Origin of the sequence: Streptomyces sennicomposti, assembly GCF_019890635.1 — a bacterium.
Taxonomy (GTDB): Bacteria; Actinomycetota; Actinomycetes; order Streptomycetales; family Streptomycetaceae; genus Streptomyces; species Streptomyces sennicomposti.
In genome coordinates, this window is record NZ_JAIOAB010000009.1 from 26,375 (window position 1) to 47,488 (window position 21,114).

At 74.1% G+C, this 21,114-nt stretch carries 18 protein-coding genes and 1 tRNA gene; 14 read left to right on the forward strand and 5 right to left on the reverse strand.

From position 1 onward, the window contains the following. Positions 1-173: 173 nt before the first annotated feature. Both K7787_RS07870 and K7787_RS07875 read left to right on the forward strand, forming a co-directional pair. Entirely contained in the window at positions 174-725 is a 552-nt protein-coding gene (locus K7787_RS07870) for an ATP-binding protein (RefSeq protein WP_372456622.1), read from the forward strand. Between the two features lie 337 nt (positions 726-1,062). Beyond that, positions 1,063-2,028 carry a DUF5926 family protein gene (locus tag K7787_RS07875; RefSeq protein WP_169438254.1) on the forward strand — a complete coding sequence of 322 codons (966 nt, stop codon included), beginning with the start codon at positions 1,063-1,065 and terminating at the stop codon, positions 2,026-2,028. A 427-nt stretch (positions 2,029-2,455) separates the two neighbouring features. On the opposite strand, the gene K7787_RS07880 is transcribed toward K7787_RS07875, so the two are convergent. Further along, entirely contained in the window at positions 2,456-3,334 is an 879-nt protein-coding gene (locus tag K7787_RS07880; RefSeq protein WP_247720671.1) for a hypothetical protein, read from the reverse strand. Between the two features lie 55 nt (positions 3,335-3,389). Beyond that, a complete protein-coding gene (locus K7787_RS07885; protein ID WP_009189492.1) occupies positions 3,390-4,055 on the reverse strand; it encodes a bifunctional DNA primase/polymerase in 666 nt (221 codons plus the stop codon). A 501-nt stretch (positions 4,056-4,556) separates the two neighbouring features. Between K7787_RS07885 and K7787_RS07890 the strand changes: the two genes are divergently transcribed. From K7787_RS07890 to pdxR, 3 genes are all read left to right on the forward strand, one after another. Continuing rightward, a complete protein-coding gene (locus tag K7787_RS07890; RefSeq protein ID WP_009189493.1) occupies positions 4,557-6,104 on the forward strand; it encodes a PP2C family protein-serine/threonine phosphatase in 1,548 nt (515 codons plus the stop codon). Positions 6,105-6,270: 166 nt separating this feature from the next. Further along, the gene (locus K7787_RS07895) at positions 6,271-7,731 is read left to right on the forward strand and encodes an aminopeptidase P family protein (RefSeq protein WP_223000957.1); all 1,461 of its coding nucleotides are present in this window, start codon (positions 6,271-6,273) and stop codon (positions 7,729-7,731) included. Positions 7,732-7,815: 84 nt separating this feature from the next. Continuing rightward, positions 7,816-9,180, forward strand: coding sequence for a MocR-like pyridoxine biosynthesis transcription factor PdxR (pdxR, locus tag K7787_RS07900; protein ID WP_169438327.1), 1,365 nt, complete (start codon positions 7,816-7,818; stop codon positions 9,178-9,180). 27 nt (positions 9,181-9,207) lie between these two features. Here pdxR and K7787_RS07905 read toward each other — a convergent pair whose 3' ends face one another. Continuing rightward, a complete protein-coding gene (locus K7787_RS07905; RefSeq protein WP_043261038.1) occupies positions 9,208-9,654 on the reverse strand; it encodes an ATP-binding protein in 447 nt (148 codons plus the stop codon). Between the two features lie 248 nt (positions 9,655-9,902). On the opposite strand from K7787_RS07905, the gene K7787_RS07910 reads away from it, so the two are divergent. From K7787_RS07910 to K7787_RS07950, 9 genes are all read left to right on the forward strand, one after another. After that, positions 9,903-10,796 carry a hypothetical protein gene (locus tag K7787_RS07910; protein WP_223000958.1) on the forward strand — a complete coding sequence of 298 codons (894 nt, stop codon included), beginning with the start codon at positions 9,903-9,905 and terminating at the stop codon, positions 10,794-10,796. Positions 10,797-10,980: 184 nt separating this feature from the next. After that, entirely contained in the window at positions 10,981-11,724 is a 744-nt protein-coding gene (locus tag K7787_RS07915; RefSeq protein WP_164394477.1) for a YcnI family copper-binding membrane protein, read from the forward strand. Positions 11,725-11,813: 89 nt separating this feature from the next. After that, complete coding sequence (locus K7787_RS07920; RefSeq protein WP_009189499.1) at positions 11,814-12,464, forward strand: SCO family protein; 651 nt, start codon at positions 11,814-11,816, stop codon at positions 12,462-12,464. Further along, complete coding sequence (locus K7787_RS07925) at positions 12,461-12,943, forward strand: copper chaperone PCu(A)C (RefSeq protein ID WP_223000959.1); 483 nt, start codon at positions 12,461-12,463, stop codon at positions 12,941-12,943. The genes K7787_RS07920 and K7787_RS07925 overlap by 4 nt, the downstream gene beginning before the upstream one ends. Before the next feature lie 13 nt (positions 12,944-12,956). Continuing rightward, entirely contained in the window at positions 12,957-14,921 is a 1,965-nt protein-coding gene (locus K7787_RS07930; RefSeq protein WP_223000960.1) for a copper resistance CopC/CopD family protein, read from the forward strand. 6 nt (positions 14,922-14,927) lie between these two features. Then, positions 14,928-16,232, forward strand: a complete 1,305-nt coding sequence (gene efeB, locus K7787_RS07935) for an iron uptake transporter deferrochelatase/peroxidase subunit (protein ID WP_223000961.1) — start codon at positions 14,928-14,930, stop codon at positions 16,230-16,232. 195 nt (positions 16,233-16,427) lie between these two features. Beyond that, complete coding sequence (gene pheA, locus K7787_RS07940) at positions 16,428-17,360, forward strand: prephenate dehydratase (RefSeq protein ID WP_009189504.1); 933 nt, start codon at positions 16,428-16,430, stop codon at positions 17,358-17,360. 640 nt (positions 17,361-18,000) lie between these two features. Next, entirely contained in the window at positions 18,001-19,278 is a 1,278-nt protein-coding gene (gene serS / locus K7787_RS07945; protein WP_009189505.1) for a serine--tRNA ligase, read from the forward strand. Next, a complete protein-coding gene (locus tag K7787_RS07950; protein ID WP_009189506.1) occupies positions 19,275-20,114 on the forward strand; it encodes an HAD family hydrolase in 840 nt (279 codons plus the stop codon). The genes serS and K7787_RS07950 overlap by 4 nt, the downstream gene beginning before the upstream one ends. Positions 20,115-20,441: 327 nt before the next feature. Here K7787_RS07950 and K7787_RS07955 read toward each other — a convergent pair. Both K7787_RS07955 and K7787_RS07960 read right to left on the reverse strand, forming a co-directional pair. Further along, positions 20,442-20,526, reverse strand: a tRNA-Ser gene (locus tag K7787_RS07955). A gap of 267 nt (positions 20,527-20,793) precedes the next feature. After that, entirely contained in the window at positions 20,794-21,030 is a 237-nt protein-coding gene (locus K7787_RS07960) for an SGM_3592 family protein (RefSeq protein ID WP_050790841.1), read from the reverse strand. Between the last annotated feature and the right edge of the window lie 84 nt (positions 21,031-21,114).

Here is a 21,114-nt window from a genome sequence, read left to right on the forward strand (position 1 = left end):
CTCCGGTTTCGGCCACACCGTAGAAATCCGGCCATGTGTCGACAGGGAGTGCTCCGGCGCGTTCGGTGCGTGTTCGACCTCGGCGAGTGCGTCGCCGGGCGGGGAACGGCCGGTTTCCGGTTCAGGCCGATGGGGCATCCACACCGTGGCGTGGGGCGAAGGAGGTCTCGGGGGTGGCGTTGGTGGTGGCACAGGAGGTGCCCACGTCGTCGTGCATGGCCGTATCCCATGGCCCTGCGGGCGTGGGAGAGGCGCGGCGCCGGATGCGCGAGCAGCTGCGCGGCGGCGGCGTGGCGGAATCGGTGATCGACGACGCCGTACTGATCCTTTCCGAACTGTTGAGCAACGCCTGCAAGCACGGCAGGCCGCTGGACGGCGCGCTCGCCGGTGACGGCGACGTGCGGGCGGCCTGGCGCGTGGACGCGGGCGGCCGGCTGATCGTCGAGGTGACGGACGGCGGCGGCCCGACCCGCCCGGCCCCGGCCACGCCCTCGGTCACCGCCCACGGCGGTCGCGGTCTGAACATCATCTCGGCGCTCTGCGACGACTGGGGAGTACGGGACGACGTCCGCGGCGAGGTCACCGTCTGGGTGGTCGTCCACGACGACGTGCACGACCCGGACGCCGGCCACCGCCGCGACGACTTCGCCACCCGCGTCGCCGCCCCGGCGGTGGCGGCCCTGCCCGAGCTGGACTTCGCGGACGCCTTCGACGACCTGGACTGAGCCGCCGCCCGCAGACGGCCGGGCGACACCACGACGACAGCCCTGCGACACGTACGGCTACGGCACGTACGGCTACGACGCACGTGCGGCTACGACACGTACGACGCCGTGCATGCCGTAGCCGTGCCCGTCCGCACGTGTGGCAGCCGTAGCCGTCCACGCGGCCGGAACGCGCCCCACCGCGCCCACCGCACCTCTCGCCGCTCGTCTCCCCCTCCCGCCCCACCCGCTTCCCGTGTCCACATTCACCGAGTTGTCCACAGGCTCCCCGTCGTCGGGGGCGTGAACGACTAGGCTCCCGCCCGTACGAGACGAGCCGTAACCGGGAGACACCCAGATGGCCAAGAAGCGACCCCAGACGGGGGCCAAGCGCCCGCAGCTCACGGACGGGGAGATCCCGGCCGTCGGCGCCCGCGAGCCGTGCCCCTGCGGCAGCGGACGGCGCTACAAGGCCTGTCACGGCCGGGCCGCCGCGCACGCGGTGACCGAGCTGGTGCAGCGGCCGTTCGAGGGGCTGCCCGGCGAGTGCGACTGGGTGGCGCTGCGCGAGCTGGTCCCCGCCGCCACCGTCGCCCTGACGCTGCGCGAGGGCCTGCCCGAGGGCGTCCCCTCGGTCACGCTCGCCACGGTGCTGCCGATGGCCTGGCCCGCGCTGCGCCGGGACGACGGCTCGGTGCTGATCGGCCTGCAGAACGACACGGCGTCCGGCGACATCAGCCGCGACCTCGCCGACACCCTCCTGCGCGCGCTGGAGGCCGAGCCCGGCAGCCCGGTGCAGGGCCGCCGCGCCCCCGCCGAGGGGCCCCGGCTCCAGGATCTGCTGGACCCCGAGGCCCCCTTCGAGCCGGTGGTGCACGAGGGCTTCGAGTTCTGGGTCCCGGACGCGCAGAACGCCACGCCGGAGGTCGCCGCCTCCCTGGAGCGCGCCAACGCCGCGGCCATCCCGACCGTGCGTCTGGAGAGCGTCGACGCGGCGTACTGGTGCCGGACGCCGGAGAAGAACCACCTGCGCTGGGTCATGCCGCACCCGGAGGAGCGCCTGCTGGACGCGCTGGCCCGGCTGCACGCGGCGGGCCGCTCCCGCCTCGGCGAGGGCACCCGCCTCGTCGGCTCCTTCCGCGCCCACGGTCTGACGGTGCCGGTCTGGGACCTGCCCGGCGAGATGGGCGCGCAGGACGTGGAGAAGCCGGCCGCGGAGTTCGCCGAGCGGCTGGCCGAGGCGCTGGCCGCCGAGGCGCCGCTGACCGGTGACGAGCGCCGGGCCCGCGGCGGTCTGACCAACCGGCAGGTCACGCTCAGCTGACCGGCCCCCGGACGGGTTCGGCTGACCGGTCGGTCAGCCGAACACCTTCGCACGGAACGGCCGCCTCCGCCACAACTCCCCCTGTACAGAGGTGAGTCGGTGTCCGGAAAGGCCACCAAGGCGGTGACCGGAAAGCCGAGATGGAATTTGCGAACCGGCGATCTCTTGTTACCGTTCCAGTAGCCCGGTTGCTGGTGCATCCCCCGTCGCCAGCAACCGGGTCTTTCCATGCGCGCGGCAGCTCACCGAGCGCTGCCTGAGATCAACAGCGCGTCGGCGAACCGGCGGCCGATGACCCGACGGAACATCAACTTCCGCCCCCGGCGCTCACGTTCCGCCCTCCGGGCTCAGCTCGCGCCCTCCGCGCTCAGCTCGCGCCCTCCGCGCTCAGCTCGCGCTCCCCGCGCTCAGCTCGCGTCCTCCGTGTTCACCTCGTGCCCTCCGCACTCATGTCGCTCCCGGCCCGCAGCAGCAGCGCGCCCTCGCCGCCCCGCCGGGCGAACTCCGCGACGGCCGTGTAGTCGGCCGGCGTCCCCCGGGTGTGTTCGCGCGGGGTCTCGCACGTCTCCGGCTCGTCGTCGCCGCCGGGCGCGCAGCGGGTGCGCACGGTGCGGTCGCCGGGGCCCATGAGGGTCAGGGCGGCGGCCAACGGCTCGCCGGTGGTGTTGCGGTAGTAGGTGCGCGCCCAGGTCTCGTCGCCCTGGTTCACCACGCAGGTCTGCGCCTCCACGCCGTCGGGCGCGGAGACCTCCGGCCCGCAGCGGACGGCGGTCGCCGGGCCGATGCCGAGCAGCGGCGTGGAACGGCGCGGTGCGGTGGGGATCTTGTCGTCGTCGCCCGCCAGGGACCGCACGGCGGACCACGCGGACGCGCCGCCCGGACCACTCGGACCGCCCGCCCGGCCGGCGGACGCCTCGCCCCGGCCGCCGGTCGTCCGGCCGCCGGTCGTCCGGCCGTCGGTCCGGCGCGCGGTCGCGTCGTCGATGTCGTGAGCACGCCCGGCGGACGCGCCGCCGGCGCCGCCGGTCCGGCCCGCGGACGCCTCGCCGGGTCCGCCCGCGCGGCCCGCGACCGCACCGGCCGGCGTACCGGCCCGGCCCGCCGTCACCTCGTCCCGGTCGCCCACCTGGCCCGCCGACGCGACGGCCAGCGGCAGCACCGCGGTGCCCACGACGACGGCCGCGAGCGCGAGCAGCCGGACCCGTCGGGGGTCCGGCCCGCCGCGCCGCGGCGACCGGCTTCCGTTGCCGTCCCCGGAGCGGAACGCGGACCGGGGCTGGGGCTGGGGTGAGGGCTGGCGCGGCATAAGGGGACGATAACGACCGGAACGGACAACGCCGTTCCCCCGCGCCCGACGCCCCCTACAACTCGGGCGCGCTCACACCCGTACGAGTGAGGGCGTCCACGACGGCGTCCACCACGGCCTCCACGTCGGGCGCCCAGGGCGCGGCCGAGCCGGGCAGCGGTGCGCGCTCCCAGCGGACCGGACCGGCGCCGGTCTCGGACGGCGGCAGGGCGAGGTAGCCGCCCTCGCCGTGGAAGCGGAGCGAGCCGGGCACGAAGTCCTTGGCGTAGAGGAGTTCGCCGAGCTGCTCCATGGAGTATGGCCGGACGAGGAGGGCCCAGCGCGTGGGCGTGGCGACGACCGGGCCGAGGCGCACCCCCGCGCGGTCGAGCGCGGCCAGGGCGCGGGCGGCGGCGAGGGCGGGCAGGCTCACCGCACAGGGCGCGTTGCCGCCGGTGGCCAGGACGATCGGCGCGGTGGGCCGGTTGGTCCACCACCAGCGCACCATCCGGGCGTCCGTGGTGGCCGCGAGGAGCCCCGGGTCGAAGGGGTGGGCGCCGGGCACCGTGCATTCCGCGTCGGGGCAGCCGCACCGGCCCGGCCGTCGTGGGTCGGGCGCCACGCCCGGCACCACCGGCCACTGCCACCGGGTCGCGAAGGTCAAAGCCGCTCCGATCGGCTCGGTCCCGTCCGTACCGCGCCGGGACAGGAGCCTGCGTCGCCTTCCGGGGATCTCGCGCATGAGCGCTCGTCCTTTCCGTTGCACCGCTGGCAACACCGTGGTCACATCACACCATGTGTCGATCACTTCACTGTGCGTACCTGATGGCGCATCACACCCCTGCCTGCGGGCACGGGGAACCCCTATGGGCCGAGCATCGGCTGCTGTCGCGGCAGCCCGCCCGTACTGCGATTTCCGAGAGCACGGGCGTGGCGTGGGGTGGCGGAGCCTGGCGTTTCGCCGTCGCGCGTTCTGCTCTCCGCCGCCGTCACGCGAGGATGGGGCACGGTCGTCGGTGGATAGGACGCCCGGGTCCGTCGCCGGGTTCCGGGTGGCTGCCAACCACCCCCGGCCTTCTCCGAGTACGTACCCATCACGACCGCTGTGACGCTCTGTGGAGCAAACCCAGTCGACCGCAATAGGTCGTTACCCGAGGCAGTTTCAAGCCAACTTCGTTGTGACGCAAGAGGTTCGAAGGAAGACCCGGCACGGCCCACTGACACCAGGAAACCCAGCAGGACAATGCTGGACATCCCCTCACGAGTGCGTGTACATGTGGAGACACTGCCGGCCGCGCAGAATGACATGGGGGTTTGCGATGCTTTCCAGCAGTACGCACCGGTCGGAAAGCCGGACGCCATGAACGCCCCTCACCCCTCGAAAGTGGCCGGAATCGACTCGACGGTCCCCGCACCGGCACACACTGTCGCGCCCGCGACCTCGGCCTCCGGCACCGTCCCGACGGCCCCGGCGGCCACCGGCGGCGCCCCGCACCACCCCGACCCGCCGGGCGCCCTCCTCCAGGACCGCCTCGCCGGCTGGGTCTCCGACCTCACCACCCTGCACGAGCTGACCGAGCGGCTGAACCGCACCAGCCGGCTGGACACCGCCCTGACCGAACTGCTGCGCGCCGGCGCCGCGCTCGTGGGCGCCCGGCGCGGACTCGTCGTGCTGGAACCCGACGACGGCCTCGGCCCCGACACCACCGTCGGCCTGGGCCTGGGCCGCGCCGACCTCGGCCACATCGAGACCGTGCCGCGCGACGCCATGCCCTACGGAGTGCTCCTGGACACCGCCGCCGGGCTGCCCGGCGGCGCCGGCGAGGTGGTGTGCCCCGACCTGTTCGCCGAGGAGGGCCTCGACGCCCGCCACCGCGAGGTGGCCGCCCGGCTCGGCTACGCCGCCGGCTACGCGCTGCCCCTGTCCACCGAGGCCGCCGGCCGCCTCGGCGCCGCCGGCTGGCTCTACGACGAGCCCGCCGAGCCGACCGAGCGGCAGCGCCACCTCGCCGGCCTCTACGTCCGCTTCGCCACCGAGCACCTGGCCCGGCTGCTGGAGGGCGAGCGCACGCGCGCGTGCATGGCGACGGTCCACGAGGAACTGCTGCCCTCCCGGCTGCCCCGCGTCCCCGGCGTCCAGCTCGCCGCCCGGCACCGCACCGGACCGCGCGGCGGCGGCGACTGGTACGACGCGCTGCCCCTGCCCGACGCCGCGCTCGGCCTCGCGGTCGGCTCGGTCACCGGCGCGGGGCCCGGCGCCGTCGCCGCGATGGGCCGGATGCGGGCCTCGCTGCGGGCGTACGCGGTGATGGAGGGCGAGGACCCGGTCGCCGTCCTGTCCGATCTGGAACTGCTGCTGCGGCTGACCGAGCCTGCCCGCAGCGCCACCGCCCTGTTCGCCTACTGCGAGCCCGCGCTGCGCCGGATCACCCTGGCCGGCGCCGGCCACAGCCCGCCGCTGCTGGTGGGCGAGCGGCGCACCGAGTACGTGGAGACCTCGGTGTCCGCGCCGCTCGGCATGCTCTCCTGCTGGGAGGCGCCGAGCGTGGAGTTCCAGGTCGCCGCGGGCGAAACGGTGCTGCTGTACACCGACGGGCTGCTGCACCGCACCGGCGACCGGGTCGACCGGGCCTTCGCCCGGCTGCACGCCGCCGCGGCGACCGTCCCGCGCGCCGCGCGCCAGGACCCCGGCGCGATCGCCGACCACGTGCTGCGCACGGTGCTGCCGGACGGCCTGGACGCCAGCGACGGCGCGGAGGACGTGGCGCTGCTGGCGGCGCGCTTCGAGTAGGGCGGGCGCGCTTCGAGCGGCGCGGCGGCGCGCGTCCGGCCCGATGCGCCCCCGGCGCGGGCCCGTTGGGCCGCAGGCCTCCGGTAACAGGCACTACCGCCGTCGGCCCCCTTCCGTACGACCGTACGATGGGTGGTGGTCCAGTGCCGTATCGAGGAGGAACACCGTGGCGGAGGAGCTGCCGGAGACCCCGGAGACTTCCGAAGAAGAGCAGCCGATCAAGCAGCGCAAGAACGGCCTGTACCCGGGCGTGTCCGACGAGCTCGCCGAGAACATGAAGTCCGGCTGGGCCGACACCGAGCTGCGCGACCTCGCGCCGGTGGAGCAGGCCGAGCACACCGCCCGCCGCCGCGCCGCGCTGTCCGCGCGGTTCCCGGGCGAGCGCCTGGTGATCCCCGCGGGCAACCTGAAGACCCGCTCCAACGACACCGACTACCCCTTCCGGGCGTCGGTGGAGTACGCGTACCTCACCGGCGACCAGACCGAGGACGGCGTCCTGGTCCTGGAACCCGCCGCCGGCGGCCACCGGGCGACGGTCTACCTGCTGCCCCGCTCCGACCGGGAGAACGGCGAGTTCTGGCTCTCCGGGCAGGGCGAGCTGTGGGTCGGCCGCCGCCACTCCCTGGCCGAGGCCGAGAAGCTGTACGGCATCCCCGCCTCCGACGTGCGCGAGCTGCCGGAGAAGCTGCGCGAGGCGACCGGCCCGGTGCGCGTCGTGCGCGGCCACGACGCCGGCGTCGAGGCGGCCCTGACCGACAAGGTCACCGCCGAGCGCGACGAGGAGCTGCGCGTCTTCCTCTCCGAGGCCCGCCTGGTCAAGGACGACTTCGAGGTCGGCGAGCTGCAGAAGGCCGTCGACTCCACGGTGCGCGGCTTCGAGGACGTGGTGAAGGTCCTCGACAAGGCCGAGGCGACCAGCGAGCGCTACATCGAGGGCACGTTCTTCCTCCGCGCGCGCGTGGAGGGCAACGACGTCGGCTACGGCACCATCGCCGCCGCCGGCCCGCACGCCTGCACGCTGCACTGGGTGCGCAACGACGGCCCGGTCCGCTCCGGCGACCTGCTGCTGCTGGACGCCGGCGTGGAGACGCACTCCCTGTACACCGCCGACGTCACGCGCACACTGCCGGTGAACGGCGCGTACAGCGAGATCCAGCGCAAGATCTACGACGCCGTGTACGAGGCCCAGGAGGCCGGTATCGCGGCGGTGCGCCCCGGCGCCAAGTTCCGCGACTTCCACGACGCCGCGCAGCGCGTGCTGGCCGAGAAGCTCGTCGCCTGGGGCCTGGTCGAGGGCCCCGTGGAGCGGGTGCTGGAGCTGGGTCTGCAGCGCCGCTGGACGCTGCACGGCACCGGCCACATGCTCGGCATGGACGTGCACGACTGCGCCGCCGCGCGCACCGAGACGTACGTGGACGGCACGCTGGAGCCGGGCATGGTCCTCACCGTCGAGCCGGGCCTGTACTTCCAGGCCGACGACCTGACGGTCCCGCAGGAGTACCGCGGCATCGGCGTCCGCATCGAGGACGACATCCTCGTCACCGAGGACGGGAACCGTAACCTCTCGGCGGGGCTGCCGCGCCGCGCCGAGGAGGTCGAGGCCTGGATGGCCCGGCTCACGGGCTGATCCGGGAGCCGATCCGAGAGCGACGGCCGGGCACCCGCGCGGTGTCCGGCCGTTCACGTGCCCAGGGGGAGGGGTGTCGTGGACGTGCACGACTTCTGGTCCGGTGTCGGGGTGGACCTGCATCTGGAACCGGACGCGGCGGCGGGCCGCCGGGCGGGCCTGGAGAAGGCCATCCGGGACGCGGTGCGCGACGGGCGGCTGAGACCGGGCGCCCGGCTGCCGGCGACCCGGCGGCTGGCCGGCGAACTCGGCATCTCGCGGGGCACCGCGAAAGCCGCGTACGACCAGCTGGTCGCCGAGGGGTATCTGACCGCCCGGCAGGGCTCGGGGACCCGGGTCGCCGAGCTGCCCGCCGTCCCCGCCGAGGAGCCGGATCCGACGGCACGCGCGCGTGCGCCCCGCTTCGATCTGCGGCCGGGCAGCCCGGACGTCGGCGCGTTCCCGGCGGCGGCCTGGCTGCGGGCGCTGCGCCGCGCCATCGCCACGGCCCCCTCGCTGGCGTACGACTACGGCGATCCGCGCGGCCGGATCGAACTGCGCACCGCGCTGTCGGGCTACCTCGGGCGGGCCCGCGGGGTGATCGCGCCGCCGGAGCGCATCGTGATCACCTCCGGCTATGTGCAGGGGCTGGCGCTGCTGACCCGGGTGCTGGAGGGCGGCGCCGTCGCCATGGAGGACCCCGGGCTGCCGTTCCACCGCGAGGTGGTGCGGCGCGGCGGCGGCACCGTCGTCCCGGTGCCGGTGGACGCGCGCGGGGTGCGGGTGCGGGACCTCGGCGACGAGAGGGCCGTCGTCGTCACGCCCGCCCACCAGTACCCGACCGGGGTCACCCTGCACCCCGAGCGGCGGCGGGCGCTCACCGACTGGGCACGCGCGCGTGGCGCGCTGATCGTCGAGGACGACTACGACGGCGAGTTCCGCTACGACCGCCAGCCCGTGGGCGCCCTCCAGGGCATGGCGCCGGGCCAGGTCGCCTACCTCGGCACCGCCTCCAAGACGCTCGGTCCGGCGCTGCGGCTGGGCTGGATGGTGCTGCCGCCGCACCTGGTGGACGCGGTGGCCGACGCCAAGCTGCACAGCGACCACCACACCGAGACCATCGGCCAGCTGGCGCTCGCCGAGCTGATCGACAGCCACGCCTACGACCGGCACGTGCGCGCGTGCCGGCTGCGCTACCGGCGGCGGCGCGACCAGCTGCTGGACCGACTCGGCTCCCGCCGGGTGCGCGGGATCGCCGCCGGGCTGCACGCCCTGGTCGACGTCCCCGACGAGGCCGAGGTCCTGGCCCGCGCCGAGGCGGAGGGCCTGGCCCTCGGGAGCCTCGCCGCCCACTGGCACACCCCGCGCGAGACCCGCCCCCAGGGCCTGATCGTCGGCTACGGCACCCCGAGGGAGCGGCTGTACCCTCAGGCGCTGGACGCGCTGGCGAAGGTGCTGCACGGGGGCTGAGAGGCGGGGCGCCGGGGCTTTTGGCCCCTACACCGCCATCAGCGGAGCGTCCTCGCGCCACTTGAGGATCTTGTCGAAGCTCACCACCGCGCCGCCCCGGCCCGGCCGGTTGGCGAAGTGGACGTGGTCGGCGAGTTCCCGGATGAGGCACAGCCCGCGGCCGTGCTCGGCGTCGGTGTGCGCGGTACGCGCCGGGGCGCGGCGCACGCCGGACGGGAAGCCGGGCCCCGCGTCGGCCACCTCGATACGGCACTTCTCCCCGTCGAGGTAGGCGGTGACGCGGTACGCCTCGGAGCGGTCGCCGTCCCCGCCGTGCTCGACGGCGTTCGCGCACGCCTCGCTCAGGGCGAGGGACAGGTCGAAGGAGATGTCGGGGTCGACGCCCGCGGTCTCCATGGCGCCGAGCAGGAGCCGCCTGGCCAGCGGCACACTCGCAGCGTCACGCCGCAGATGGAGTGACCACCAGATGCTCATGCTCTCCAGCCTCCCGGCCGCGGCTCGACATACCGTTACGTATTGCCCGGTGCGCTCGAACGTAAGCACAGCGTTCGCACCCGGCCGCCCGATCGGCGGATGTGGGGGAAACGGAACCGGTGTATGCCCGGTGGCCACCGGACGAAAAGCGGACGGCCCTGGGACGAAAAGGGGACCCAGCGGTACGTACCTCATTTCACGGACCTGGCGTACGGCGCGGGCGGGGTCGGTGGGATGATGGGGCCGCCATGACAGCCCCCCACGCGCGCACGGCCACCGCCGGACGCGATCTTCGCCTGCTGCGGGCCGCGGTGTTCGCCGCGGTCTGCGTCGTGCTGGCCGCGGCCGGGCACACGCTGGCCTCCTGCGCCACGGTTCCGCTGTGGACGCTCGCCGTGGGGTTCCTCGGCTCGCTCGTCCTGGTGGCGCCGCTCGCCGGCCGCGCGCGTTCGCTGCCGGGGATCGCGGCGCTGCTGGCGCTCGGGCAGACCGTGCTGCACACGCTGTTCGGGCTGGGACAGCACGGCATGGGCGCCGCGAACGGCATGAGCGGCATGGCCGGGATGCCCGGCATGGCCTCCGGCTCGACGGCGGGCATGGGCTCGGGGTCCATGGCGGCCATGGACCACGCGCACGCGCTGTCCGACGCCACGCTGGTGGAGCGGGCCGCGCACTACGTCTGCGGCGGCACCGGCGCGGCGATCAGCCCCGCCCGCGCCTACCGCATCCTGGTCGACGCGCACCTCTACTCCGGTCCCGCGCCGTCCGCCGCGCGGCACCCGGCGGACGCCCTGACCACGGGCGGCGCGGCGGCCTCGCTGCTGCCGTCCCTGCCCATGCTGCTCGGCCACGTGCTGGCCGCGCTCGCCGCGGGCTGGCTGCTGCGGCGCGGCGACCTCGCCCTGCTGCGGCTGATCGAGCTGTCGGCGCACGGCGTCGCCGAGGGCGCGCTCATGCGGTCGCTGCGCGGGGCGCTCGCGCTGGTGTGCGCCCTGTGCGCCGGACTGCCCACCGCGCCCGGAACGGGCCCGCGCTTCGCCCGCACGGCCGACTCCACGCCGCTCACACCCCCCACCACCGCACTCCTGCACACGGTGATCCGCCGCGGCCCGCCGGCCGCCGGCCTCGCTCTCGCCGCCTGACGCGACGCGACCAGCACCCCATCGAGTCCGGCGAGCCCGCCGAGCGGGCCCGGCCGGGGGAGCGGGCCGCCGTCGCGCGGCACGCGCGCGTGCCCGTGCCCGGCAGGCCGTACGGCCGGCCGTCCCGCGCACGCGCCTCTCCCCGATCACCGGAACACCCACTCGCATCGGAGTGCACTTCGCCATGAAGGCCATCACCCGCAGGACCTCCCGTCTCGTCACCGTCGGCGCCCTCGCCGGCACCGCCGTCCTCGCCGTGTCCGTCCCCGCGTTCGCGCACGTCACCGTGCAGCCGGAGGGCGCGGCCGCCAAGGGCGGTTACGCGGTCGTCGACTTCAAGGTCCCCAACGAGCGCGACAACGCCTCCACGACCAAGCTCGAGGTCAACTTCCCCGCCGACCACCCGCTGGCCTCGGTGATGCCGCAGCCCATCGACGGCTGGAAGATCCAGGTCACCAAGTCCGCGCTGGCCAAGCCGCTGGAGATGCACGGCAAGAAGATCACCGAGGCGGTCACCAAGGTCACCTGGACCGCCGACGGCAAGGGCATCGAGCCGGGCTACTTCCAGAAGTTCCCCGTCTCCCTCGGCGCGCTGCCCGAGGACACCGACCAGCTCGTCTTCAAGGCGCTGCAGACGTACTCCAACAAGGAGGTCGTCCGCTGGATCGAGGTGCAGCAGAAGGGCCAGGAGGAGCCCGACAACCCGGCGCCCACGCTCCAGCTGACCGCCGCGGCCGACGGCCATGACGCGGCGGCCCCGGACGCCACCGCCGCCGCCGACGCCAAGCCCGCGGCCCAGAGCACCGCCTCCGCCAAGAGCGGCACCGACACCACGGCCCGGGTCCTCGGCGTCGTGGGCATCGTGGTCGGCGCGGCGGGCGTGGCGTACGGCGTGTTCGCCGGGCGCCGGCGGACCACGGCCGCCTGATCCGCCGTCCGCAGCGCGCACCGGGGTCGTGCGACTCCGTTGTACGACCCCGGTGCGCGCCGGATTCCTCACTTCTGGGACATTTCTCTATGCGCAAGAAGACGTACGCCGCGACGGCGCTGCTCGCCGCCGCCCTGATGGCCCTCTCCGCCTGCGACAGCAGCGGCGGCGGCGACAAGCCCGCCACCGTCGTCGCCGAGCAGTCCTCGCAGCAGGCCGCCACGGTCCTCGACCAGCCGTTCGAGAAGCCGGATCTGGTGCTCACCGACACCCACGGCGAGAAGTACGACCTCCGCAAGGAGACCGCGGGCCGGCCCACGCTGATCTACTTCGGCTACACCCACTGCCCCGACATCTGCCCGCTGACGATGAGCAACATCGCCGTCGCCAAGAGCAAGCTGCCCAAGGCGGAGCAGGACAAGCTGCGGGTGGTGTTCGTGACCACCGACCCGGCCCGTGACACCCCCGCCGAACTCGGCAAGTGGCTCGGCATGATGGACCGCCAGTTCATCGGGCTGACCGGCGACTTCGCCACCATCCAGGCCGCGGCGCGCAGCGTCGGCATCGCCATCGAGCCGACGAAGAAGGACAAGAACGGCAAGCTCGTTTCCGTGCACGGCACCCAGGTGATCGCCTTCTCCCCGAAGACGGACGCCGGCTACGTGGTCTACGGCGAGAGCACCACCGTCGAGGACTTCACCAAGGACCTGCCCAAGATCGTCAAGGGACAGAACCCGTGAGGCGCGCGACGACGGCTCTCCTCACGGCCGGCGCGCTGGCCGGCACCGCCCTGCTGAGCGGGTGCGGCGGCTCGGCCTCCGCCTCCGGCGACGGTTCCGGCGCCCGGCCCGACCTGTCCGTCGGCTCCGCCTACATGCCCCAGCCGGTGTCGGACTCCATGGCGGCCGGCTTCCTGACGATCGTCAACAAGGGCGGCGCCGCCGACGAACTCACCTCGGTCACCAGCGACGCGGCCGGCTCCGTCACCGCGCACGAGACCGTCGGCGGGACGATGCGGGAGGCCGACCGGCTCACCGTGCCCGCGCACGGCCGGCTGGAGTTCAGGAGCGGCGGCGACCACCTGATGTTCGACGGCCTCAAGCGCAGGCCCGAGCAGGGCCAGATGGTCTCCGTCGTCCTGCACTTCGCCAAGTCCGGCGAGCTGAGGGTCGAGATGCCGGTCAAGCCGGCCACGTACAACCCGTCGACCGGACACTGAGGGAGGGACCACCTTGACGCGGACCATCACCCCCCGGGCCGCCCGGCCCCTGGTGCTGCTTCTCCTGGCCGTCGCCGGCCTGCTGCTGGCCGGGGCGGGCCCCGCCGCCGCGCACGCCGCGCTGACCGGCAGCGACCCCCAGCAGGGGGTGGTGGTCCCGCAGGCGCCCGCCCAGGTGTCGCTGACCTTCTCCGAGCAGGTCGCCATGGGCGACGACTCGCTGCGCGTGCTCGACCCCGCGGGCAAGCGGGTCGACACCGGAAAGCCCGCCAACATCAGCGGGACCACGTACGCCGTGCGGCTGCGCGGCGGCCTGGCCAAGGGCACCTACACCGTCACCTACCAGGTGATCTCCGCCGACAGCCATCCCGTCGGCGGCGCCTACACCTTCTCCATCGGCGCCCCCTCCAAGACGTCGGTCGTCACCGGCGGCCAGGAGGTGGGCGGCGGACTCGTCGGCCTGCTGTACGGCGTGGGCCGCTACGCCTCGTACGCCGGTTTCATCGTGCTGGCCGGCGGCGCCGCCTTCGTGCTGGCCTGCTGGCAGCGCGGGGCCGGGGTGCGGGCCGTGCAGCGACTCGTCGTCTCCGGCTGGCTCACCCTCACCACGGCCACCCTCGCCCTGCTGCTTCTGCGCGGCTCCTACACCACCTCCGGCAAGGCCGGGGACATCGTCGACCTGGACCTGCTCGGGCAGGTGCTCCAGACGAAGACGGGCGCCGCCCTGGTCTCCCGGCTGCTACTGCTCGCCGCAGCGGCGCTGTTCGTGGCGGTGCTCTTCGGGGTGTACGAGAAGCGCGAGGACGAGGAGAAGCGGGACCTGACCTTCGGGCTCGCGATCGGCGGGACGGTGGTCGCCGCCGGGCTCGCCGCCAGCTGGGCGATGGCCGAGCACGCCTCGGTCGGCCTCCAGCCGGGCATCGCGATGCCCGTCGACGTCGTCCATCTGCTGGCCGTGGCCGCCTGGCTCGGCGGGCTCGCCGCACTGCTGGTCGCGCTGTACCGGGCGCCCGCGGACCGGCCGGTCGAGCCCGCCGCCGTACGCCGCTTCTCCCGCCTGGCCTTCGGCTCGGTCGTCGCGCTGATCGCCACCGGCGTCTACCAGTCCTGGCGCCAGCTCGGCTCCTGGTCCGCGCTGACCGGGACGCGCTACGGGCAGCTGCTGCTGGTCAAGGTCGCCCTGGTGCTGGTGCTCGTCGCCATCGCGTCGTTCTCCCGGCGCTGGACCGCCCGGCTGGCCGAGGCGGCGACGGACAAGGCCGCGGTGAAGGCGGGCAAGGCCGCGGTGAAGGCGGGCGCGGGCGCCGGAAAGGCCGGTGCGGGCGCTGGGAAGCAGGCCACGGGGGCCGCAGCGAAGGGGAAGCACGCCACGGAGGCCGCGGCGGCCGGCGGCGACGCGCGGCGGGCCGCTCAGCTCGCCCGGCAGCGGGCCGCCATGGACGCGGCCCGGCTCAAGCGGCAGCGCGACGCCGACCCGAACCGCTCCGGGCTGCGCCGCTCGGTGCTGGCCGAGGCGGGCGTCGCCGTGGTCCTGCTCGTCGTCACCACCGTGCTGACGCAGACCGAACCCGGACGCACTGTGGAGGAGGCCGCGGCGGCCACCTCGTCGTCCTCGTCCTCCTCGTCGTCCTCGGCCGGGACCGTCACCCTCGACATGCCGTTCGACACGGGCGGCCAGAACGGCAAGGGCGTCGTACGGCTCGACATCGACCCCGCGCGCGTGGGCGGCAACGAGATGCACCTCTATGTGCAGCGGCCGGACGGCAAGGCCTTCGACGTTCCCGAGGTCAAGGTCGCCTTCACCCTGACCGCGAAGAGCATCGGGCCGCTGCCGGTGGCCCCCGACCACATCACCACCGGACACTGGGCGGCGAGCGGGGTGGAGATCCCGATGGCGGGCGACTGGCAGGTCGCCGTGACCGTGCGGACCTCCGACATCGACCAGGTGACCGTCACCAAGAACGCGCAGATCGGCTGAACCACCATGACCGACCGGACCCTCCAGGACCCGTCCGCGCTGCCCGAACAGGACCCGTCCGCGCTGCCCGAACCCCGGCAGGCCGACACCCCCGCCGCCGCGGGCGTGTCACGCCGGCGGCTGCTCGGCACGGCCGGTGCCACCGGTCTCGTCCTGGGCGCCGCGGGCGCCGCCGCCGGGTACGCGGCGGCGCCCGCCGGGGCCACCCCGCTCACCTCGCTCGGCGCCGGGCGGGCGATGTTTCACGGGAAACATCAGCCCGGCATCACCGAGGGCCTCCAGGCGCGCGGCCATCTCGTCGCCTTCGACCTGGCGGCCGGAGCGGGCCGCCGGGAGGCCGCCGCGCTGCTGCGCCGCTGGTCGGCGACGGCCGAGCGGCTGATGGCGGGCGAGCCCGCCGCGCACGGCGACACGGACGTCGCCCGGGACGCGGGACCGTCCTCGCTGACGATCACCTTCGGCTTCGGACGCGCCTTCTTCGACCGCACCGGCCTCCAGAAGCAGCGCCCGGCCGCCCTGGCCCCGCTGCCGGACTTCTCCTCCGACCGGCTCGACAAGGCGCGCAGCGACGGCGATCTGTGGGTGCAGATCGGCGCCGACGACGCGCTGGTCGCCTTCCACGCGCTGCGCGCGATCCAGAAGGACGCGGGCAGCGCCGCCCGGATCCGCTGGCAGATGAACGGCTTCAACCGTTCGCCGGGGGCCACCGCGCACCCCATGACGGCCCGCAATCTGATGGGCCAGATCGACGGCACCCGCAACCCCAAGCCGTCCGACTCCGACTTCGACCGCCGGATCTTCGTCCCCGCCGACGGCGACCCGGCCTGGATGGCGAACGGCTCCTACGCCGTCGTCCGCCGTATCCGGATGCTCCTGGACGACTGGGAGAAGCTGTCGCTCAGCCGCCAGGAGAACGTCATCGGGCGGCGCAAGGCCGACGGCGCACCGCTCAGCGGGGGCGACGAGACCACCGAGATGGACCTGGAGAAGACGGGCCCGGACGGCTCCTATCTCGTCCCGGTCAACGCCCACGCGCGGATCACCCGGCCCGACCGGAACGGCGGCGCGGCGATGCTGCGGCGGCCCTTCTCGTACCACGACGGCTTCGACGACCGCGGGGTCCCGGACGCGGGCCTGCTGTTCATCTGCTGGCAGGCGGACCCGCTGCGCGGCTTCGTGCCGGTGCAGCGCAAGCTGGACCGCGGCGACGCGCTGTCGCCGTACATCCGGCACGAGGCCAGCGGGCTGTTCGCCGTGCCGGGCGGTGCGGCGAAGGGCGAGTACGTGGGGCAGCGGCTGCTGGAGGGGTGAGGCGGGCGTCCCGCCGGAGGCGGCGCGGGGGTGAGGCGGGCGTCCCGCCAGAAGTGGCGCGGGGGTGAGGCGCGTGCCGCACCGGAGGCGCTGGAGGGCGGCCGGCTCGGCCGCCCGGGCTTGCGGGTTCACCCGCCGGAGGGGTGGGCGTGAGACACGCGGGCCGAGCCGGTGCGGGGCCATTAGGGTGAGGTCATGCCAGCGAGCTACGCGTATCTCGGTCCTGAGGGCACCTTCACCGAAGTCGCCCTTCGCACGCTTCCCGAGGCGGCCACGCGGGAGCTGATCCCGTACGTCTCGGTGCAGTCCGCGCTGGACGCGGTCCGCACCGGGGAGGCCGAGGCCGCGTTCGTGCCGATCGAGAACTCCGTCGAGGGCGGCATCACCACGACGCTCGACGAGCTCGTCGCGGGCCAGCCGCTGATGATCTACCGCGAGGTGCTGCTGTCGATCACCTTCGCGCTGCTGGTCAGGCCGGGTACGAAGCTTTCCGACATCAAGACGGTCACCGCCCACCCGGCGGCCCAGCCGCAGGTGCGCAACTGGCTGAAGGCGAACCTCCCGGAGGCCGTCTGGGAGTCGGCCGCCTCCAACGCGGACGGCGCCCGGCTGGTCCAGGAGGGCCGCTACGACGCCGCCTTCGCGGGCGAGTTCGCCGCCGCCCGGTACGGCCTGGAGGCCCTGGAGACGGAGATCCACGACGCGGAGAACGCGCAGACCCGGTTCGTCCTGGTCGGCCGGCCCGCCCGGCCCGCGGCGCCCAGCGGCGCGGACAAGACGTCGGTGGTCCTGTGGCAGCGCGCCGACCACCCCGGCGGGCTGCGCGACCTGCTCGGCGAGTTCGCCACCCGCGGGATCAACCTCATGCTGCTCCAGTCCCGTCCGACGGGCGCGGGCATCGGCAACTACTGCTTCTGCGTCGACGCCGAGGGGCACATCGCCGACCGCCGGATGGCGGAGGCGCTGATGGGCCTGAAGCGGCTGTGCCTCCAGGTGCGTTTCCTCGGCTCGTACCCGCGGGCGGACATCGGGGTCGCGGATGTGCGGCCGCCGTTCACCGGGACCTCGGACGAGGAGTTCGTGGCCGCCGCGGACTGGGTGGCCCGCTGCCAGGACGGCCGTTTCTAGCCGGTCCGGTCCATTTCGCGGGGTCCGACGGGTCCGACGGGTCCTGCGGGTCCCGCGCGGGTCCGGCGGGGTCCGACGGGGTCCGCTTCCGGCCAGTACCGGCCCTTTCACGGGGGTCGCGGGCGTGGCGCCGTTATCCACAGAAGTTATCCACAGGCTGGCCGATCGACCTGGGGACAAGTCGACACGGAGGCGGGACTCAGTCGACAAATCGGTCCCTGGCGCTCAAGTCGGGCCACCGTCCCACAGGTCACCCTTCGTCCACCCGTTTCCTCCGGTTCATCTTTTGGGGCGACCTTTTTCCACCCGAAAGTGGCCGTCGGACCGGTTTGGGGCAGGAATTCTTCCTTCCGGCCGCGCTTCACGGATGATCAATTCCGAAGTCCACAGATCTTCCACACAGCCTGTGGACAACTCTTCGGCCGAGGGGGATTCCTGTGGACAAGAGGGCCGCCAAGTCCCCTGTCCCACAAGGAAATCCGGTCAACCGGACGATCGCGGCCTGCCTCCTTCCGGGGAGCGGAAGCCGCCTTATTGACACTCCGCCGCAATTCCGCCCCAACGGTATGCGGCGGCACGCCGGGCGCGGTTCGGAATACTGGGTCGTGGGCGGCGACGGCGCACGGGTAGCCTTGACCGCGTGATTGACCTTCGCCTGCTCCGTGAGGACCCCGACCGTGCGCGCGCCTCCCAGCGCGCCCGTGGAGAGGACGTCGCGCTCGTCGACTCCCTCCTGTCTGCCGACGAGCGGCGCAGGTCGTCCGGCGTCCGCTTCGACGAGCTGCGCGCCGAGCAGAAGGCGCTGGGCAAGCTCATCCCCAAGGCCTCCGGCGACGAGAAGGCCGAGCTGCTGAAGAAGGCGAGCCAGCTGGCCGCCGACGTCAAGGCAGCCGACGCCGAGCGCGACGCGGCCGACGCCGAGACCCAGGAACTGCTGCTCCAGCTCGGCAACCTCGTCCACCCCGACGTGCCCGTCGGCGGCGAGGAGGACTTCGTCACCCTGGAGACGCACGGCACGATCCGCGACTTCGACGCCGAGGGCTTCGCGCCCAAGGACCACCTGGAGCTGGGCCAGCTCCTCGGCGCGATCGACGTGGAGCGCGGCGCGAAGGTCTCCGGCTCGCGCTTCTACTTCCTCACCGGCGTCGGCGCCCTGCTGGAGCTGGCCCTGGTGAACGCGGCGATGGCGCAGGCCACCGCGGCCGGCTTCACGCCGATGCTGACCCCCGCGCTGGTGCGCCCCCAGTCGATGGCCGGCACCGGCTTCCTCGGCCAGGCCGCCCAGGACGTCTACCACCTCGACAAGGACGACCTGTACCTGGTCGGCACCTCCGAGGTGGCGCTGGCGGCCTACCACATGGACGAGATCATCGACGCGGAGCGGCTGCCGCTGCGCTACGCCGGCTTCTCGCCGTGTTTCCGCCGCGAGGCCGGCTCGCACGGCAAGGACACCCGCGGCATCTTCCGCGTGCACCAGTTCGACAAGGTCGAGATGTTCTCCTACGTCACTCCCGAGGAGTCGCAGGAGGAGCACCGGCGGCTGCTGGAGTGGGAGAAGCAGTGGCTGACCTCGCTGGAGCTGCCGTTCCGCGTCATCGACGTCGCCTCGGGCGACCTGGGGTCCTCGGCCGCGCGCAAGTTCGACTGCGAGGCGTGGATCCCGACCCAGGGCAAGTACCGCGAGCTGACCTCGACCTCGGACTGCACCGAGTTCCAGTCCCGGCGGCTGTCGATCCGGGTGCGTGACGGCAAGCAGGTGCGGCCGCTGGCCACGCTGAACGGCACCCTGTGCGCCGTACCGCGCACGATCGTCGCCATCCTGGAGAACCACCAGCAGGCCGACGGCTCGGTGCGGGTGCCCGAGGTGCTGCGTCCCTACCTCGGCGGCCGGGAGGTCCTGGAGCCGCAGGCCAAGTGACCGCCGCCGCTCCCACGGCCGCCGGCGACGAGACGTCCGGCGGCCTGCCGTACCGGCTGATCGCGACCGACCTCGACGGGACGCTGCTGCGCTCCGACGGGTCGGTCTCGCCGCGTACCCGGGACGCGCTCGCCGCGGCGACCGAGGCGGGCGCCGCCCACCTCGTGGTGACCGGCCGCGCGGTGCCGTGGACCCGGCACATACTCGACGACCTCGGCTACCGGGGCCTCGCGGTCTGCGGCCAGGGCGCCCAGGTGTACGACGCCGGGGCGCACCGGCTGCTGACCTCGGTGACCCTGGACCGGCGGCTGGCCGGGGTGGCCCTGGCCAAGATCGAGGCGGAGACCGGGCCGCTGTACCTGGCGGCGAGCCGGGACGGCCTCGACGGCGACGTCGTGGTCGGCCCGGGATACGCCCTCACCGGGTCCCTGCCGGCCACCCCGTTCACGGACGCCTCCGATCTGTGGAGCGCGCCCCTGAACAAGATCTACATCCAGCACCCGACGCTCACGGACGACGAGCTGGCCGACGTGGCCCACCGCACCGCGGGCGGCTTCGTCTCGGTCACCATGGCCGGCGAGGGCATCGTGGAGCTGCTGCCCCTCGGCCTGTCCAAGGCCACGGGACTCTCGCTCGCGGCCCGGCGGCTGAAGGTCAAGGCGGCCGACACGCTCGCCTTCGGCGACATGCCCAACGACATCCCGATGTTCACCTGGTCCGCCCGCGGCGTGGCCATGGCCAACGCCCACGAGTCCCTGAAGGCGGTCGCCGACGAGGTGACGACGTCGAACGACGACGACGGGATCGCGGCGGTACTGGAGCGCCTGCTGCCCTGAGGGCGCGCGCCCCGGCGGGGCCTTCCGTTTCGGCGGGTGCCGCCCGTTTTCCGGGGCACGCCTGCCCGGCGAGACTTCTGCCGCGTGGGCGCGCCTCCGGGCCGGGTGCGTGCGCGCCCCGGTGGGCGTTCTCCCCTCCCGGGGCACGTCCGGCGTCTCCGACCGAGGCTTCCGGATTCGGCGAGCGCCTTTCGCCCCGGACCCGCTTGCCGGCCGGGCTTTCGCCGGGCGGGCGGGGCCTCGGCCGGAGTTTTCCTCGACCTCGGACAGAGTTTCCCTCGACCTCGGCCGGAGGCCTCTTCGGACTCGGCCGGGGTTCTTCGTCTGCGGAGGATGCACGGATCGAACGTGCGCGGAGTTTCCCCCGACCACGGCTTAGCAAGCCGGTGCCTTGCCACTCGGCCAATCCTCCGGGTGGGCGGCCCACGCGACAGCGGATCGCGTGCTCGAAGCGGCCGCCCCGGGCAGCTCCCGTACGGAGCGGACTCGACGGAGCGGGTGACTACTCCGGAGCCCGCCGCGGGCTGCCCTGCCGGGAGCGCGGCGTACTGCCGTGCATCGACATCGCCCCGCTCCTCTCCCAGAACGTGGCGCCGGCTCGATCCGGCGCTGCGGACACGACCACTGTGCCGCTCCGCCGAGGCCCGCGCCACCGAATTTCCGCCCCGCCGGGCACGGCTCAGCGGCGTCGCCACCGCCGTCTGCGCGCCTTGCTGAAGAACCATCCCGCGGGCGGCTCGTCGGAGCGCCACGGCTGCGGCTCGGGCTGCTCGCGGCGCCAGCGGGCGGCCAGCATCCGGGCCCGCGCGGACGGCTCGGCGGTCGCGGCGGCCCGTATGAAGTCGGCGTCCAGGACGACGTCGTCCCAGCCGCCACCGTCCCCGGCCCCGGGCGGGGTCTCGCCTGCCCCGGGCACGGTCCCGTCCGCCCCGGGCGCGCCCTCGTCGCGCCCCTCGCGCCCCGGTGTCGCGCCCGTCATCCCGTCCTCCTTGGTCCTCCC

What these genes read in the sequence shown, in the direction of transcription:
- efeB (WP_223000961.1), top strand. Translation starts at nt 14,928, where the DNA reads ATGACCGACCGGACCCTCCAGGACCCGTCCGCGCTGCCCGAACAGGAC.
- K7787_RS07875 (WP_169438254.1), top strand. Translation starts at nt 1,063, where the DNA reads ATGGCCAAGAAGCGACCCCAGACGGGGGCCAAGCGCCCGCAGCTCACG.
- K7787_RS07905 (WP_043261038.1), bottom strand. Translation starts at nt 9,654, where the DNA reads ATGAGCATCTGGTGGTCACTCCATCTGCGGCGTGACGCTGCGAGTGTG.
- K7787_RS07880 (WP_247720671.1), bottom strand. Translation starts at nt 3,334, where the DNA reads ATGCCGCGCCAGCCCTCACCCCAGCCCCAGCCCCGGTCCGCGTTCCGC.
- K7787_RS07915 (WP_164394477.1), top strand. Translation starts at nt 10,981, where the DNA reads ATGAAGGCCATCACCCGCAGGACCTCCCGTCTCGTCACCGTCGGCGCC.
- pheA (WP_009189504.1), top strand. Translation starts at nt 16,428, where the DNA reads ATGCCAGCGAGCTACGCGTATCTCGGTCCTGAGGGCACCTTCACCGAA.
- K7787_RS07920 (WP_009189499.1), top strand. Translation starts at nt 11,814, where the DNA reads ATGCGCAAGAAGACGTACGCCGCGACGGCGCTGCTCGCCGCCGCCCTG.
- K7787_RS07890 (WP_009189493.1), top strand. Translation starts at nt 4,557, where the DNA reads ATGCTGGACATCCCCTCACGAGTGCGTGTACATGTGGAGACACTGCCG.
- K7787_RS07910 (WP_223000958.1), top strand. Translation starts at nt 9,903, where the DNA reads ATGACAGCCCCCCACGCGCGCACGGCCACCGCCGGACGCGATCTTCGC.
- K7787_RS07885 (WP_009189492.1), bottom strand. Translation starts at nt 4,055, where the DNA reads ATGCGCGAGATCCCCGGAAGGCGACGCAGGCTCCTGTCCCGGCGCGGT.